The organism is Micromonospora sp. NBC_00860 (assembly GCF_045207375.1).
GTDB lineage: Bacteria > Actinomycetota > Actinomycetes > Mycobacteriales > Micromonosporaceae > Micromonospora > Micromonospora vinacea.
Genome location: NZ_CP108825.1, coordinates 6580769 through 6595741, shown reverse-complemented (window position 1 = coordinate 6595741; position 14973 = coordinate 6580769). Strand labels below are relative to the sequence as shown.

Annotated in this window: 13 protein-coding genes; 6 read left to right on the top strand and 7 right to left on the bottom strand. The window is 73.0% G+C overall.

The features are described from left to right. Nucleotides 1-27: 27 nt before the first annotated feature. Nucleotides 28-1296 carry an aminotransferase class V-fold PLP-dependent enzyme gene (locus OH804_RS30405; RefSeq protein WP_372432938.1) on the top strand — a complete coding sequence of 423 codons (1269 nt, stop codon included), beginning with the start codon at nt 28-30 and terminating at the stop codon, nt 1294-1296. Between the two features lie 20 nt (nt 1297-1316). Here OH804_RS30405 and OH804_RS30400 read toward each other — a convergent pair whose 3' ends face one another. Beyond that, nucleotides 1317-2552: an FUSC family protein gene (locus tag OH804_RS30400; protein ID WP_196919993.1), complete on the bottom strand. Its 1236-nt coding sequence runs from the start codon at nt 2550-2552 to the stop codon at nt 1317-1319. 106 nt (nt 2553-2658) lie between these two features. Here OH804_RS30400 and OH804_RS30395 point away from each other — a divergent pair, with 106 nt between their 5' ends. After that, nucleotides 2659-3315, top strand: a complete 657-nt coding sequence (locus OH804_RS30395; protein ID WP_196919994.1) for a metal-dependent phosphohydrolase — start codon at nt 2659-2661, stop codon at nt 3313-3315. Here OH804_RS30395 and OH804_RS30390 read toward each other — a convergent pair. Beyond that, nucleotides 3287-3571 (bottom strand): DUF4031 domain-containing protein, encoded by a 285-nt coding sequence (locus OH804_RS30390; RefSeq protein WP_196919995.1) that lies wholly within the window; start codon nt 3569-3571, stop codon nt 3287-3289. The genes OH804_RS30395 and OH804_RS30390 overlap by 29 nt on opposite strands. 68 nt (nt 3572-3639) lie before the next feature. Here OH804_RS30390 and OH804_RS30385 point away from each other — a divergent pair, with 68 nt between their 5' ends. Then, nucleotides 3640-5040 (top strand): FAD-binding oxidoreductase, encoded by a 1401-nt coding sequence (locus OH804_RS30385; protein ID WP_196919996.1) that lies wholly within the window; start codon nt 3640-3642, stop codon nt 5038-5040. 10 nt (nt 5041-5050) lie between these two features. On the opposite strand, the gene OH804_RS30380 is transcribed toward OH804_RS30385, so the two are convergent. Both OH804_RS30380 and OH804_RS30375 read right to left on the bottom strand, forming a co-directional pair. Continuing rightward, entirely contained in the window at nt 5051-5587 is a 537-nt protein-coding gene (locus OH804_RS30380) for a hypothetical protein (protein WP_196919997.1), read from the bottom strand. An 88-nt stretch (nt 5588-5675) separates the two neighbouring features. Beyond that, entirely contained in the window at nt 5676-7490 is a 1815-nt protein-coding gene (locus tag OH804_RS30375; RefSeq protein WP_196924670.1) for a glycerol-3-phosphate dehydrogenase/oxidase, read from the bottom strand. A 79-nt stretch (nt 7491-7569) separates the two neighbouring features. Here OH804_RS30375 and OH804_RS30370 point away from each other — a divergent pair, with 79 nt between their 5' ends. The 3 genes from OH804_RS30370 to OH804_RS30360 all read left to right on the top strand — a co-directional run bounded on the left by OH804_RS30370 (nt 7570) and on the right by OH804_RS30360 (nt 11433). Further along, the gene (locus tag OH804_RS30370) at nt 7570-10101 is read left to right on the top strand and encodes a S8 family serine peptidase (RefSeq protein ID WP_406061058.1); all 2532 of its coding nucleotides are present in this window, start codon (nt 7570-7572) and stop codon (nt 10099-10101) included. 69 nt (nt 10102-10170) lie between these two features. Continuing rightward, nucleotides 10171-11106 carry a GNAT family N-acetyltransferase gene (locus OH804_RS30365; RefSeq protein WP_406061056.1) on the top strand — a complete coding sequence of 312 codons (936 nt, stop codon included), beginning with the start codon at nt 10171-10173 and terminating at the stop codon, nt 11104-11106. Nucleotides 11107-11184: 78 nt separating this feature from the next. Next, entirely contained in the window at nt 11185-11433 is a 249-nt protein-coding gene (locus OH804_RS30360; RefSeq protein ID WP_196920000.1) for a hypothetical protein, read from the top strand. Nucleotides 11434-11489: 56 nt separating this feature from the next. Here OH804_RS30360 and groL read toward each other — a convergent pair whose 3' ends face one another. The 3 genes from groL to OH804_RS30345 form a co-directional block, all read right to left on the bottom strand. Beyond that, nucleotides 11490-13112 (bottom strand): chaperonin GroEL, encoded by a 1623-nt coding sequence (gene groL / locus OH804_RS30355; protein WP_030490078.1) that lies wholly within the window; start codon nt 13110-13112, stop codon nt 11490-11492. Between the two features lie 272 nt (nt 13113-13384). Next, the gene (locus tag OH804_RS30350; protein ID WP_406061053.1) at nt 13385-14584 is read right to left on the bottom strand and encodes a hypothetical protein; all 1200 of its coding nucleotides are present in this window, start codon (nt 14582-14584) and stop codon (nt 13385-13387) included. Nucleotides 14585-14678: 94 nt separating this feature from the next. Further along, on the bottom strand, nt 14679-14882 hold the full coding sequence (locus OH804_RS30345; protein ID WP_196920002.1) for a cold-shock protein: 204 nt from the start codon (nt 14880-14882) through the stop codon (nt 14679-14681). Nucleotides 14883-14973: the final 91 nt, after the last annotated feature.

Sequence of the window (14973 nt, the reverse complement as noted above, 5' to 3'; positions counted from 1 at the left end):
GGGGTCCCTGACCCCGGAGGTTCCGGCGTGTCCGTCACTCTCATCCCCTCGCTGCCCACCCTGCCCGCCGTGCCGTCGGCGCCGTCCGCGCCGCTCGACGTCCTCGGCGTGCCCGGCGAGATCAACCTGGACTACGCGGCCAGCGCACCGTGCGCGCGGGCCGCCGCCGACGCGGTGGCCGAACTGCTGCCCTGGTACGCCAGCGTGCATCGCGGGGCGGGAGCGCTGTCGCGGCGCTGCACCCTCGCGTACGAGCAGGCCCGGCAGACGATCGGCGACTTCTTCGGCGCTCGCGCCGACGATCATGTGATCTTCACCCGCAACACGACTGACGCGCTCAACCTGCTGGCGCGGGCCGTGCCAGCCGGCACCACGGTGGTCACGTTTGCCGGCGAACACCATGCCAACCTGCTGCCCTGGCCGCGCGGGTCGGTGCGGCTGCCGGTGCCCAGCGACCCCGACGGGGCGGTACGCGACCTCGCCGCCGCCCTCACCGAGCTGCGCCGGGGCAGCAGCCCGGCGTTGCCGGTGCTGGTCGCGGTGACCGGTGCGAGCAACGTGACTGGCGAGCGGTGGCCGGTCGCCGAACTGGCGCGGGTGGCCCACCGGCACGGCGCCCGGATCGTGCTCGACGCCGCGCAGCTCGCCCCGCACGCCCCGGTCGACCTGCTCGCGCTCGACGTCGACTATGTGGCGGTGTCCGGCCACAAGCTGTACGCGCCGTTCGGCGCAGGAGTGCTGATCGGCCGAGCGGACTGGCTGGACGCCGCGCCGCCGTACCTGGCCGGTGGTGGGGCCACCAGCCACGTCGGGCCGGCCACCCACGACGTGACCTGGGCGACCGGCCCGGCCCGACACGAGGGCGGCACCCCGAACCTGCTCGGCGCTGTTGCGCTGGCGGCGGTGTGCGCGGCGCTCGACGAGGCGGACCAGGTCGCGCTGGCTGCCCACGAGCAGGCCCTGCTGGCCCGGCTGCGCACCGGCCTGGCCGCCCTGCCGCACGTCGTCGAGCTGCGCACCTTCGGCCCGGACGCGCCCCGGGTCGGCATCGTCTCGTTCGTGGTCGCCGGCTGGGACTCCACCGAGGTGGCCACCCGGCTGGCCGCCGAGCACCACATCGGCGTACGGGACGGGTTGTTCTGTGCCCACCCGCTGGCCCGGCGTCTGCTCAGCGAGGCGGCAGGGCGTACCGGTCGGCGGGACCTGCCGCCCACCGCGCTGCGTGCCAGCATCGGGCTGGGCAGCACGGCGGCCCAGGTGGACCGGCTGCTCGCGGCGTTGGCCGAGCTGGGCTGAGGCCCGGGGGTGGCCCGCGCTCAGCCGACCGGCGGGGCGGTGGGTGGCTTCGGTGCCTCGTCGTGCTCGGCGGGCTCACCGACCGGGCGCTCCTGCTCGCCGAAGGCGGTGCGGATCCACCGGTTCGCCTCCTCCTGCTCGATCCCGGAGGCGACCAGCAGGTCGCTCGCTGTGGTGCGGATCTGGGCGACCACCACACTGCCGGAGAAACCGACCCCGGCGCCGTACGCCCGGCCGGCCTCGCTGACCGCCCGCAGCGACCGTTCCCGGGCCTTCTCCGGCTCCTCACCGGACGCGAACTCGTGCTTGAGCAGCCGGACCGACTCGGCGAGGTGGCCGACCGCGTCCGGCATCGGATCGGGCACCGGTTCCTCGTCCTCGATCAACGTGACGGACCGGCGGATCAGCGTGCCGCTGTTGCGCATCGCCCGGTCGATCGGGTCGGCCGCCTCCGCGTAGTGGGTCAGTTCGTCGCGGCGGTGCCAGCGGGCCGGGGAGAGGGTGGCGGTCTCCTTCGCCCCCTCGATGGCCTCGCCCAGCGTGGCCAGTTCCTCCTTGTTGTTGCGCAGCCTCTCCAGGGCGGCCTGGATGGTGGCGCGGTTCCGGTTACGCAGCCCGTCCGCTGTGGCGTCGAGTTGGGCGGCGAGCAGGTCCAGGGCGGGTCGGGCGGCCCGGTTGATCACTCGCAGTGGGTTCAGTGGCAGCAACACCGCCGTGACCAGCAGCGCGATCCCACCGCCGAGGAACGCGTCGACGAAGCGGGGGATCTCCAGGTTCTGGGTCGACGGGCTCAGCGTCACGATCAGCACCGCCGTGGCCGCCGCCTGGATGACGATGGCCACGCTCGCCCCGGCGAAGATGGTGAGCAGGATCGCCACGGTGACCACCAGGCCGAGCTGCCACGCCCCGGTGCCGAGCAGGTAGATCAGGAGGTCGCCGACGGCCACCCCGACTCCCACCCCGACGATCAACTCGATGGTCCGGCGGAACCGCTGGCCGACAGACGCGGCCAGCGTGCCGACCGCGGAGATCGGCGCGAAGACCGGTTGCGGGTTGCCGAGCAGCTTGTGCGAGATCAGGTACGCCAGCCCGGCAGCCAGCCCGGCCTGCACAGCGAGTCCGCCGGCCATCCGTACCCGGTGCAGCCGGTCGTGCAGGGTGGCGCGACCGCGGTGCCGCAGCTGTTCGGTGGCCTCGGCGATCCGCGCGCCGTCGATGTCCACCAGTCCTTGGCGCAGCGCGGTACGTCGCACCATCGGCTGTCGCTTGTCCCGGGCCACGGCCATGGGCGCGACTACCCGTGGTGGCCCCGCTGAATCCTCCCTTCCCGCGCGTCGCGGGCGGATGCGGCAGACTCGGGCGGTGGCTGATCTGTTGGACCGGTGGCGGGCGGCGGCCCGGGGCGCCGGCGCAAGCCCCGATCCGGATACCACCCGGGCCGGCGAGCAGTTGATCGTCAGGTGGCGGGAGCCGCACCGGCACTATCACACGCTGGCCCACCTGACGGCGGTGCTCGACGTGGTGGACCAGCACACCGACCTGGCCGCTCATGCCGACCTGGTGCGGCTGGCGGCCTGGTTCCACGACGCGGTCTACGACCCCCGGGCGGCGGGCGACGCCAACGAACGGGACAGCGCGGCACTGGCCGAGAGCATGCTCACCGGGCTCGGGGTGCCGGCGCCCATGGTGGCCGAGGTGCGTCGGCTGGTCCTGCTCACCGCCGGGCACACTGTGGCACCGGGCGACCGGGACGGCGCGCTGCTCTGCGACGCGGACCTGGCCGTGCTGGCCGCGCCGCCGGCCCGCTACGAGCGGTACGCGGCGGCGATCCGCCGGGAGTACGCCCACGTGCCGGAGCCGGCCTTCCGGGCTGGGCGGGCCGCCGTGTTGACCGGCCTGCTGTCGCTGCCCGCGCTGTTCCGGTCGCCACCGCTGGCGAGCCGGTGGGAAGAGCCCGCCCGGGACAATGTGCGCCGCGAGCTGGCCGCTCTCACCGGGGAGCCGGAGAACGCGGGCTGACCAGGTGCTTCGGTCGGCGCAGGCCGGCGGCGCGGAGCAACCGGACCAGTTCCCGGCTCGGCACCACCTGGGCGCCGAGCCACACCGCCGCCGCGAACCTGTCGGCCGGAATGTCGTAGTGGTCCCTGTCGAAGCCGCGCCGGGGCGCGCCGAGCGTCTCGGCGAAGGCGTGCAGCTCGGCGTACGAGACGTCACTGATCAGGTGCGACCAGAGCCGACCGCGCCACGGCCAGGCCGGCCGGTCCAGGTAGAGCATGGTGCCCAAGTTATCCCGCGCAGTCGATCATGTTGATGATCGCCGGTCGGCGACCTAGCCTCGGCTGCATGGCCCCCACCGCGCTCCTCGACGACCTGCGCGCCGCGCTCGGTGACGACGCCGTGCTCACCGACCCGGACCTGCTGCGCATGCACCAGCGGGACGAGGCCGACCTGTGCGCCGCCGGCGTCCCGCTGGTGGTGACCCGCCCGCGCGACACCGGGCAGGTGGTCGCCGTGGTCCAGGCGGCGGCGCGGTACGGCGTACCGGTGGTGCCGCAGGGCGCGCGGACCGGTCTGGCCGGCGCGGCGAACGCTGTGGACGGCGCTGTGGTACTCAGCACCGTCGCGATGACCGAGATCCGGGAGATCGACCCGGTGAGCCGGATCGCCGTGGTCCAACCGGGGGTGGTCAACGCGGCGCTGGCCGGGGCGGTGGCCGAACAGGGCCTCTGGTACCCGCCGGACCCGGGCTCCTGGGAGTCGTCCACCATCGGCGGCAACGTGGCCACCAACGCCGGCGGCATGTGCTGCGTGAAATACGGCGTGACCACCGAGTACGTGCTCGGCCTGGAGGTGGTGCTCGCCTCCGGCGAGGTGCTGCGCACCGGCCGGCGTACGGCAAAGGGGGTGGCCGGTTACGACCTGACCCGGCTGTTCGTCGGCTCGGAGGGCACCCTCGGCGTGATCACCGAGGTGACAGTGGCGCTGCGGCCCGCTCCGGCCGAGTCGCTGACCCTGGTGGCAGTCTTCGGATCCACCGCCACTGCCGGCGCGGCGGTGGCCGAGATCGCGGCTCGCGGGCTCACCCCCAGCCTGCTGGAGTTGCTTGACCAGACCCACCTGCGGGCGATCGAGGCGTACCAGCCGATGGGGTTGCGGACCGACGCGCAGGCCCTGTTGCTGGCCGCCGCCGACACCGGTGCCCGGGCGGCCGACGACCTGGCGGTGCTGGCCGAGGTGTGCGAGGCCGTCGGCGCCGACGAGGTCTACGCGGCCACCGACGCGGTGGAGGCGGCGGCGCTGCTCCAGGCTCGCCGGCTGGCCCACCCTGCCATGGAGAAGTTCGCGGCGGACTCCTACCCGGGCGGCAACGGCGGCCTGGTGATCGACGATGTGGCGGTGCCGCGCGGCGCACTCGCCGCGCTCCTGGACGGGGTGGCCCGGATCGCTGCCGAGTGCGACGTGCCGATCGGCGTGGTGGGGCACGCCGGGGACGGCAACATGCACCCGAACATCGTGGTCGACCGGGCCGATCCGGCGAGCGTGGAGCGGGGCCGGCGGGCGTTCGACGAGATCATGCGGCTCGGCCTGGACCTGGGCGGCACCTGCACCGGCGAGCACGGGGTGGGGCTGCTCAAGCGGGACTGGTTGGCCCGGGAGATCGGGCCGGTCGGCGTCCGGGTGCATCAGGCGATCAAGTCGGCGCTCGACCCGGCTGGCCTACTCAACCCGGGCAAGGTGCTCTGACCGGCTGGGGTCAGCCCTTGACCTCGGCCGGGGTGGCCTGGGTGAGCAGCAGCAGGATCTCCCCGGCGACGGGGGTGAGTTCCTCACCCGGGCAGTCCTGCGAGGTGATCAGCCCGGTCGAGGTGATGAGGCTGGACGTCAGCGCGTCGATGCAGGTGGTCCGGTACCGCCGGGCCTGATCGGTCTCGTCGGCCAGCCCCGGGTTGGCGAGCAGCACCTGGAGCCGTTCGGTCAGCTCCGGGGCGAGGGTGCCCCGGGAGGTCACGCCGTCGCCGGCGCAGTCGACGCACTGCCACGCGCCGTTCCGCTCGACGCTCAGGGTGCGCATCGGCCCGTCCTCGCCGAGCCGCTGGAGCAGGCTGACCTGACCGGCGGCGACAGTGGTGGGGATCTCCGGCTGGGATCCGCCACCAGCGGTGCCGGCTGTCGGTTGCGCCGCAGGGGTGCTCGGCTTGTCCCGGTCGAGGAGTGAGCACCCGGTCAGGGCGCCGACGAGCGCGACGGCGAGCAGAGTTACGAGCAGACGAGGGCGCGCGCGGGGTAGCACGCGCGGAAACCTACCCCACCGTAGGTAGCGTTCGAAACCACCATCCGGGCCGGTATCGATGGTTACCCATCGGTAACGTCGCAATTCGTCATCGAGCGGACGGGCGCAGCTCCACCTGATCGTCGTCGCCCCGGTCAGCGGCGTAACCCCGGACGTCCGGAGCGCCGAGCCGGGCCGCGTCCGCCGCCGCGTCGTCCGGCATCAACTGGGACTGCCGCTCCGCCTCCACCCGGGCGCGGTAGTGCTCGACCTCGCGAGCCCGGGTGGCCGCGTCCCAACCGAGCACCGCGCCCATCAACTCCGCTGTGTGCTCCGCCGACTCCAACCCCCGGTGGCTGGTCTCGAACGAGATCCGGGTCCGCCGGGTCAGCACGTCCTCCAGGTGCAGCGCTCCCTCGGCCCGCGCCGCGTAGGCGACCTCCGCCGCCAGGTACTCCGGGGCACCGGCCAGCGGAGACGCCAGCAGTGGATCGGCGTCGACAAGCGCCAGCAGGTCCAGGGTGAGGGTGCCGTACCGCTCCAGCAGGTGCTCCACCACGCCCACCGGCACGCCGTGCCGGCGAGCCAGGTCGGCCCGGTCCCGCCACATCGCCGGGTACCCGTCGGCGCCGAGCAGCGGCAGGTCCGCGGTGCGCGACGAGCGGGCGCCACCGAGCCGGCGAGCGGCCCGGTCGACCACGTCGGACGCCATCACCCGGTACGTCGTGTACTTGCCACCGGCCACCAGCAGCAGCCCGAGCATCGGCTCGAAGACCGCGTGCTCGCGGGAGAGCTTCGAGGTGGAGTCCGCCTCGCCGGCCAGCAGCGGCCGCAGCCCGGCGTACACGCCCTCGATGTCAGCCGTGGTCAGCGGCCGGTCCAGGACGGTGTTGACCTGCTGCAACAGGTAGTCGATGTCGCGGGCCGAGGCGGCCGGGTGGGAACGGTCCAGCCGCCAGTCGGTGTCAGTGGTGCCGATGATCCAGTGCCCACCCCACGGGATGACGAAGAGCACCGAACTCGCCGTACGCAGGATGAGCCCCGTCTCGCCGGTGATCGCCGAGCGGGGCACCACCAGGTGGACCCCCTTGGAGGCGCGCACCCGGACGCCGGGCCGCAGGCCCACGTCGTTGAGCATCCGGGACATGTCGTCGCTCCACACACCGGTGGCGGCGATGACGGTACGGGCCTGCACCTCGAACTCCGCGTTCGGCGAGCCCGGCGGCGCCTCCAGGTCCCGGACGCGGACGCCGGTCACCTCGCGCGCCTGCCGGATCAACCCGACGGCACGGGCACTGCTCACCACAGTGGCGCCGAGGCTGGCCGCAGTGCGGGCCAGGGTGACCACCAGCCGGGCGTCGTCGACCTGCCCGTCGTAGTAGCGGATCGCCCCGGCGAGCGCGTCGGCCCGCAGACTCGGGAAGATCCGTCGCGCGCCCTCCCGGGTCAGGTGCCGGTGCAGGGGCATGCCCCGGCCACCGCCGAAGACCCCGGCGAAGGCGTCGTACGCGGCCACTCCCGCGCCGTAGTACGAGCGGCGGAAGATCCGGGCCGGCAGGTCCCGCAGGCCCCGCCCGGCCGGCAGCGGCACCATGATCGGCACCGGGCGTACCAGGTGCGGCGCGAGCCGGGTGGCCAGAAGGCCGCGCTCGGTGAGCGCCTCGTGGACGAGGTGGAACTCCAACTGCTCCAGGTAGCGCAGGCCACCGTGGATGAGTTTGCTGGACCGGCTGGAGGTGCCGGCGGCAAGGTCACGCGCCTCGACCAGCGCCACCTTCAGGCCCCGGGACGCCGCGTCCAGGGCCGCGCCGGCTCCGGTCACCCCGCCCCCGATGACCAGCACGTCGAAGCGCTCGGCACGCAGTCGACGCAGGTCGGACGCACGGCGGACCGGTGAGAGCTGACCGGCGACGGATCGGGAGATATTGGGGTCGCGCACCCGTCCACCGTAACCGCCGTGCCACCGTGCCGACATTCGCCGCCCGCCCCGTACTGTGCGAGTCATGCAGGTCGGGCCTCCGCCACCCGCGGGTCACATGCCGCCTCCCCCCACGCCACCGGCAGGCAGGGCCAGCCCGTGGCCGGTGGTCGCTGCCGTGTTCGTCGGCTGCTGGACGGTTGCGGTCACAGTGGGCACCCAGACCGGTGGTTGGCTCACCGATCAGGTGCTGCTGGGCTTCGGGCGGGACCGGCTCGGCTGGCTCTGGCCGGTGCTCGGCCTGGCCACCGTGGTGCTGCTCGGCACGCCCGCCCTGCTGCTTGCCGTGCTGCCCCGATCGGCAGCGGTCCGGGCCACCGGGCGGGCCTGGCTGATCGGGGCACTCGCTCTCGGCGTGCTCACACTGCTGCGTGTCGTGCCACCTGTGCACCACGAGGCGTACCTCGCCGCGCTGGCCGGCGTCGCGTTACTCAGCGCACTCACCGTGCGCTGGTCGGCGCGCCGGTGGGCGTACCCCGGGCTGGTCGGCTCGGTCGGCGGCCCGGCACCCACCGGAAACGGCGACGCCACGCGGCCCGAGGCCACCGGGAACGCGGAGCCGGTCGGGCGGCGCGTGCGCCGGCCCGGCCCCGTGCCGCTGCTCGCGGTTGCCGCCGGGTTGGCGCTGCTGCTGCCGTGGGCCTGGCTGGGCGCGCTCGGCGGCCTCCTGGAGACCGCACTCGCGCTGCTGGCGGCCGCCGCGCTCGGGGTGCTGGCCGCGACCCTGCTGGATGCCCCCTTCTGGTCCCTGTTCGCGGTGGGGCGACCGCCCCGGCCGGCTCGGCTGGTGCTGGTGGGCGGCCTGGTCGCCGGGGTGGCGCTGCTGCTGCTCGCGGCCGGGGCCGGCCAGTCCGGCGCGCAGTTGCCAGCGCTGCTGACAGTGCCGCCGGTGGGTTTCGCGTTGGCCGCGCTCTGGGCGGCGACCTGGCGGTCCGGCGCCGACCCGGCCGAGGCCACCCGTGCCGGCCGGACCGCGACCGGCTGGCTCGTGGGCCTGGCGGCGCTCGGCCCACTGGCCTTCACCGACCCGGAAGAGATCACCCTGCTGCTGGTCGGTACCCGCGACGTCCCGTTCTGGGTGGCGGCCGCGGCCGGCGTCGGGCTCGCCGTCGCGGTCCTGGTCGCCATCGGGTACGGGGTACTGCTCGCCCGGCCGACGGCACGTACCCCGAACAGGCGGGCCGCCGCGGTGGCGGCCGTGGTGCTGCTGGTGGCGTTCGGCGTGGTCGATCTCGGCCCCGGTCAGCCCGGCCTGTACGGCGAGCGGCTCTTCGTGGTGCTGCGCGCGCAGGCCGACCTGGGTGGCCTCCCGGCCGGCGCGCCGGGTCGGGCCGGGCGGGACGCCCGCGCGGCGGAGGTCTACCGGCGGCTGGTGACGACCGCCGAGCAGAGCCAGCGCGACCTGCTGCGGGGGTTGAACCGGCTGCGACTCGACCCGGTGTCGTACTACCTGGTCAACGCTGTCGAGGTGGACGGCGGCCCGGCGGTGCGGGCCTGGCTCGCCCGCCGACCGGAGGTGGCCCGGGTGCTGGTCAGCCAGCGCCTGCGCCCGCTGCCGGCCCCGGCCGGGCAGAACCGGGGCAGCGCGCCCAAGCCCACCGGCCCGGAGTGGAACATCCGCCAGATCGGTGCCGACCGGGTGTGGTCCCAACTTCGGGTCACCGGCACGGGCATCGTGGTCGGCAGCTCCGACTCGGGGGTGGACGGCACCCATCCGGCGCTGCAAGCCGGGTTCCGGGGCGGCGACGACTCCTGGTACGACCCGTGGGACGACACCCGGCGCCCGACCGACCAGGGTGGGCACGGCACCCACACGGTGGGCAGCGCGGTCGGTCGGGACGGCATCGGGGTGGCCCCGGACGCGCAGTGGGTGGGCTGCGTCAACCTGGATCGCAACCTGGGCAGCCCCGCGCACTACCTGGACTGTCTCCAGTTCATGTTGGCGCCCTTTCCGACCGGCGGTGACCCGTTCACCGACGGCCGGCCGGAGCGCGCCCCGCACGTGCTGACCAACTCGTGGGGCTGCCCGTCGATCGAGGGTTGCGACCAGCGGGTCCTGCGGCCGGCCACCGCCGCCCTGGACGCCGCCGGGATCTTCGTGGTCGCCGCGGCCGGCAACACCGGCCCGTGGTGCGCGTCGATCGACGATCCGCCAGCCCCGTACGCGGACGTGCTGACGGTGGGTGCTGTGGACGCCCAGCGGCGGGTCGCCGAGTTCTCCTCGCGCGGACCGGTGCCGGGCGGGTCGGGTAAGCCGGACGTGCTGGCACCGGGGGTGGGGGTGGTGTCGGCCATGCCGGGCGGCACGTACGCCGCGCTGGACGGCACGTCGATGGCGACCCCCCAGGTGGCCGGGGTGGTGGCGCTGATGTGGTCGGCGAACCCGGCACTGGTCGGCGACGTGACCCGGACCCGGCAGATCCTCCGGGACACCGCCACGGCGGCGACGCCCACCTACCGCTCCGACAGCCCCTCCGACGCCTGCGGTGGCCCGTCGAACGTCACCGGCGCCGGCCAGGTCGACGCCTACGCCGCCGTTCGCGCCGCCCAACAATAGGCAGGTTTCCTTCCTGAAGCGCTGAGCCGAGGATGCGCCTCTCCACCCGGTGATCTAGGGTCGGCGACCATGGACGCCGAGATCACCGTCACCGAGCTGACCGCCGACCTGGCCCCCAGCGTCGTACAGCTCTGTCAGCAGGCTCTCGACCTGCCCGAGGACGCCGCCGAGGCGTCTTCCATCGTGGACGTGCTCTGGACCCGGGCCGCCGCCGACCGGACGGTGGTCGGGCTGGGCGCGTACCGGGGTGCGGACCTGGTCGGGGTGCTGATCTGTTCGGTGTCGTCCACCGAGTCGGGGATCGGGCACGTGGATCTGGTCGCGGTCCGTGCGGATCAGCGGCGTCGGGGCGTCGGCCGGGCGCTGCTCCAGCGGGCCGAGCGGGTGCTCGGCGAGCGCGGGGCGATCGAGGTGCTGCTGGCCGGAAACCCGCCGTACTACGCGTGGCCGGGCATCGACGTCCGCTACACGTCGGCGGTCTGCGCCGCCCTCGCGCTCGGCTACCAGCAGGACCGGACCGCCTGGAACATGACGGCCGACCTGTCGTACGACGGGTCGCCGGCACTGCGGTCCACCGAGGCGGCGGAGCGGCGGCTGGCCGACCAGGGCGTCACAGTACGCCGGGCGGAGCCTGCGGACCTGCCGGCGTTGACGGCGTTCGCCAGGTCCACCTTCGGCGGCTCGTGGGACGGCGAGTTGGCCGGGTCGGTGGGGCGCGCCGACGCCGGTTGTCACCTGGCGGAGCGGGACGGCGAGGTGCTCGGCTTCGCCGCGTACGGGTCGTCCCGGCCGAGTTGGTTCGGGCCGATGGGCACCGCGCCGGCCGCGGAGGGGTCGGGCATCGGTGGGGTGCTGCTGCGGCGTTGCCTGCGGGACCAGCGGGCGGCGGGGCTGGACCGGGCCCAGATTGGCTGGGTGGGGCCGGTGCCGTTCTATTCGGGCAGCGCGGGAGCGCGGATCGAGCGGGTCTTCTTCCTGTACCGGCGAAGCCTACCGACGGCGTAACCGGGACAAACAGGACATAGATCCATTCGCCCGCATCGGCTATCGCCGCCCCCTACCGTTTTGGTAGAGGAGGCAGCCATGACCACGGATGACAACCAGACCGAGGACGGCCCGCCGATCACCTGGAAACCGGTGGGTGAACTCCCCGGACAACTGCCGTTCGACAGGCTCGACTACGGCGACGCCGAGCAACTGGCCGAGATGAGCACCGACGGCGAGCCTTCGGTGGCCGAGGAACCGCAGGAGATGGTGGACGCGCCGATCACACTGCCTCCGCCGTACAACCGGGCACAGAAACGGCGCAACCAGCGCCCACTACCGACCTGACGACGAACGGGGCGGACCGCGTCAGCGGCCCGCCCCGTTCGGGGTAAGAACTGGACTCAGAAGTCCATGTCCCCGCCACCCGGGCCAGCCGGGGCAGCCGGGGTCTTCTCCGGCTTGTCCGCGACAACAGCCTCGGTGGTGAGGAAGAGCGCCGCGATGGAAGCGGCGTTCTGCAGCGCCGAGCGCGTCACCTTGGCCGGGTCGATGATGCCCGCGGCCAGCAGGTCGACGTACTCGCCGTTGGCGGCGTTGAGACCGTGACCCGCTTCGAGGTTACGGACCTTCTCCACCACGACGCCGCCCTCAAGGCCGGCGTTGACGGCGATCTGCCGCAGCGGGGCGTCCAGCGCGACCTTGACGATGTTCGCACCGGTCGCCTCGTCGCCGACCAGGTCGAGCTTGTCGAAGGCGGTCTTGCCGGCCTGAACCAGCGCGACGCCACCACCCGGGACGATGCCCTCCTCGACGGCCGCCTTCGCGTTGCGAACGGCGTCCTCGATGCGGTGCTTGCGCTCCTTGAGCTCGACCTCGGTGGCCGCGCCGACCTTGATCACCGCAACGCCGCCGGCCAGCTTGGCCAGCCGCTCCTGCAGCTTCTCCCGGTCGTAGTCGGAGTCGCTCTTGTCGATCTCGGCCCGGATCTGGTTGACCCGGCCCTGGATCTGCTCGGCGTCACCGGCACCGTCGACGATGGTGGTCTCGTCCTTGGTCACCACGACCTTGCGGGCGCGGCCCAGCATGTCGAGGCTGGCGGCGTCGAGCTTGAGGCCGACCTCCTCGCTGATGACCTGGCCACCGGCGAGGATGGCGATGTCGGTCAGCATGGCCTTGCGGCGGTCACCGAAGCCCGGCGCCTTGACGGCGACCGACTTGAAGGTGCCACGGACCTTGTTGACCACCAGGGTGGCGAGGGCCTCGCCCTCCAGGTCCTCGGCGATGATCAGCAGCGGCTTGCCCGACTGCATGACCTTCTCCAGGATCGGGAGCAGGTCCTTCACCGACGAGATCTTGCTGTTGGCGATCAGGATGTACGGGTCGTCGAAGACGGCCTCCATACGCTCCGGGTCGGTCATGAAGTAGGCCGAGATGTAGCCCTTGTCGAAGCGCATACCCTCGGTGAGCTCCAGCTCCAGCCCGAAGGTGTTGCTCTCCTCGACGGTGATGACGCCTTCCTTGCCGACCTTGTCCATCGCCTCGGCGATGATCTCGCCGACGGTGCTGTCGCCAGCGGAGATGGAGGCGGTGGAGGCGATCTGCTCCTTGGTCTCGACGTCCTTGGCGAGCTTGGACAGCTCCTCCGAGACGCTCGCGACAGCAGCCTCGATGCCCCGCTTCAGGGCCATCGGGTTGGCGCCAGCGGCCACGTTGCGCAGGCCCTCGCGAACCAGGGCCTGGGCCAGGACGGTCGCCGTCGTCGTGCCGTCACCGGCAACGTCGTCGGTCTTCTTGGCGACCTCCTTGACCAGCTCAGCGCCGATCTTCTCGTACGGGTCCTCGAGCTCGATCTCCTTGGCGATGCTCACACCATCGTTGGTGATGGTGGGGGCACCCCACTTCTTCTCGAGCACGACGTTGCGGCCCTTGGGGCCGAGGGTCACCTTTACGGCGTCGGCGAGCTGGTTCATGCCCCGCTCGAGGCCGCGGCGCGCCTCTTCGTCGAACGCGATCATCTTGGCCATACGGCGTTGTCCTCCTGGACACTCACGGGCCACCCGAGATGTGTGCCCCGGATGGGCCGCCTGGTGTACGCACCTTGGGACGTCGCCACCTGGCGACGACGACGTCCTTCGGCCGGGCCGGATAGCCCGCGACGACCGGCCATGTGTCGCCCCGGCGTCTCCACGCCGGTGCAACCTGGCCCCACCGTCCCGACCATTGGCACTCACGGTATGCGAGTGCCAATGACTTGTTTAGCACTCTCCCCTGCCGAGTGCAAGCACGATGCCGCCGCTCAGCCGAGTTCCGCAGCCAGTCCAGGGCTGTTCACCGGCGCCTCATGGGCGCGCTGCTCGGCGTACGTCACCAGCAGACCGATCATCTGGGCGAGGTGGGCCGGCAGGGCCAGCACGGCGGTGATCCCGATCACGACCACCACTCCGGCCGCGTTACCCGGCGACGCGAACGGATCCGTACCGAAGGCGGAGGTGCCCACCCCCTCCAGGGAGCTGGAGACCACACTCACGATGATCACCGCCAGGGCGACCAGGGCGACCCGCCCGAGTAGCAGGCCGAGCCGGTCGTGGAACATCCGGAACGAACGACCGATCGGGTTGTGGCGTTCGAAGAGATAGACCGGGCCGGCCATGCTCAGCGCGAAGGCCAGGTAGATGCCCGGCAGCACGCAAAAACAGACACCGACGCCGATGAGCAGACTGACCAACAGGGTCCAGCCCCACAGCCCGAGCGCCCGACGAAGGCCGTAGCGCAGCGCCGACTCCAGGCTGACCGGCTGGCCGGCGGCCTGGCGGGTGATCACCCAGCTGCCCGAGGCCCACCCGACGGCCTGCACCACGCCCACCAACAGGCTGCCGCCGACCAGCACGAGGAGGAGGCTCCCCAACTCGGCGGCGAAGTTGTCCGGCAGCGCGGCGCCAGGAGCACCATCGGCCTGGGCGGCCCACTTCGCCGACGGGTCCACCCCGAGGGCGATCACCGAGAGCACCGCCGCCGGCAGCACCTGGGTGAGCAGCATGATCGGCACCAACTGCCGCCAGCCCCGACGCAGCGCTCCCCCGCACCTGTTGAACCAACCGCCGATGCCGGCACCGGGCGGCGTGACCAGGGCGTCGTTCGGGTCGAACCCGTAACCCGGCGGGTACCAGCCAACCGGCGCCCCCGGATACCACTGCTGCCCGCCGTAGGGACCCGACCCGGGCGGGTAACCCCCGGTGGGCGGGAACACCCAGCCCTGCGGCGGCGGGGCCGCACCCCAGGCACCCTGCGCGGGATCCCAGCCGGGCGGTGGACCGGCCTGGCCGACCGGAGGCATGCCCGGCCCCCAGCCGGGCGGCGGACCGGAGTGGCCGGCCGGAGGCATGCCCGGCCCCCAGCCGGGCGGCGGACCGGAGTGGCCAGGGCTGCCGGCGGGCGAGGACGGGTCCGGCTCCCCCGACCCGGGGGACGGAGTGGGCGGGGGTGGCTGGTCGGTCATGAACGCTCCTCAGCTTGGGCTGGAACGGTTCACGATCTTCCCGGCTGCGGGCCCCTGCCGCAGCCCCGACTCACGGGGCAATCGGCCAGGAAGTTCAGCCGATGACGCGTACGTGCTCCGCTTGTGGGCCCTTCTGGCCCTGGGCGACCTCGAACTCGACCCGCTGACCGTCGTCCAGCGCCTTGTAACCGTCCATCTCGATGGCGGAGAAGTGGACGAACACGTCCTGACCGCCGTCGACGGCGATGAAGCCGTAGCCCTTCTCGGCGTTGAACCACTTCACGGTGCCCTGTGCCACGGTGCACTTCCCTCACTCTGCGCGGTCTTGCCTGACCCGGCGCACGGCGCGGCCGGGTGCCCCGACCACCGACTCAGCGATCGATGACCGC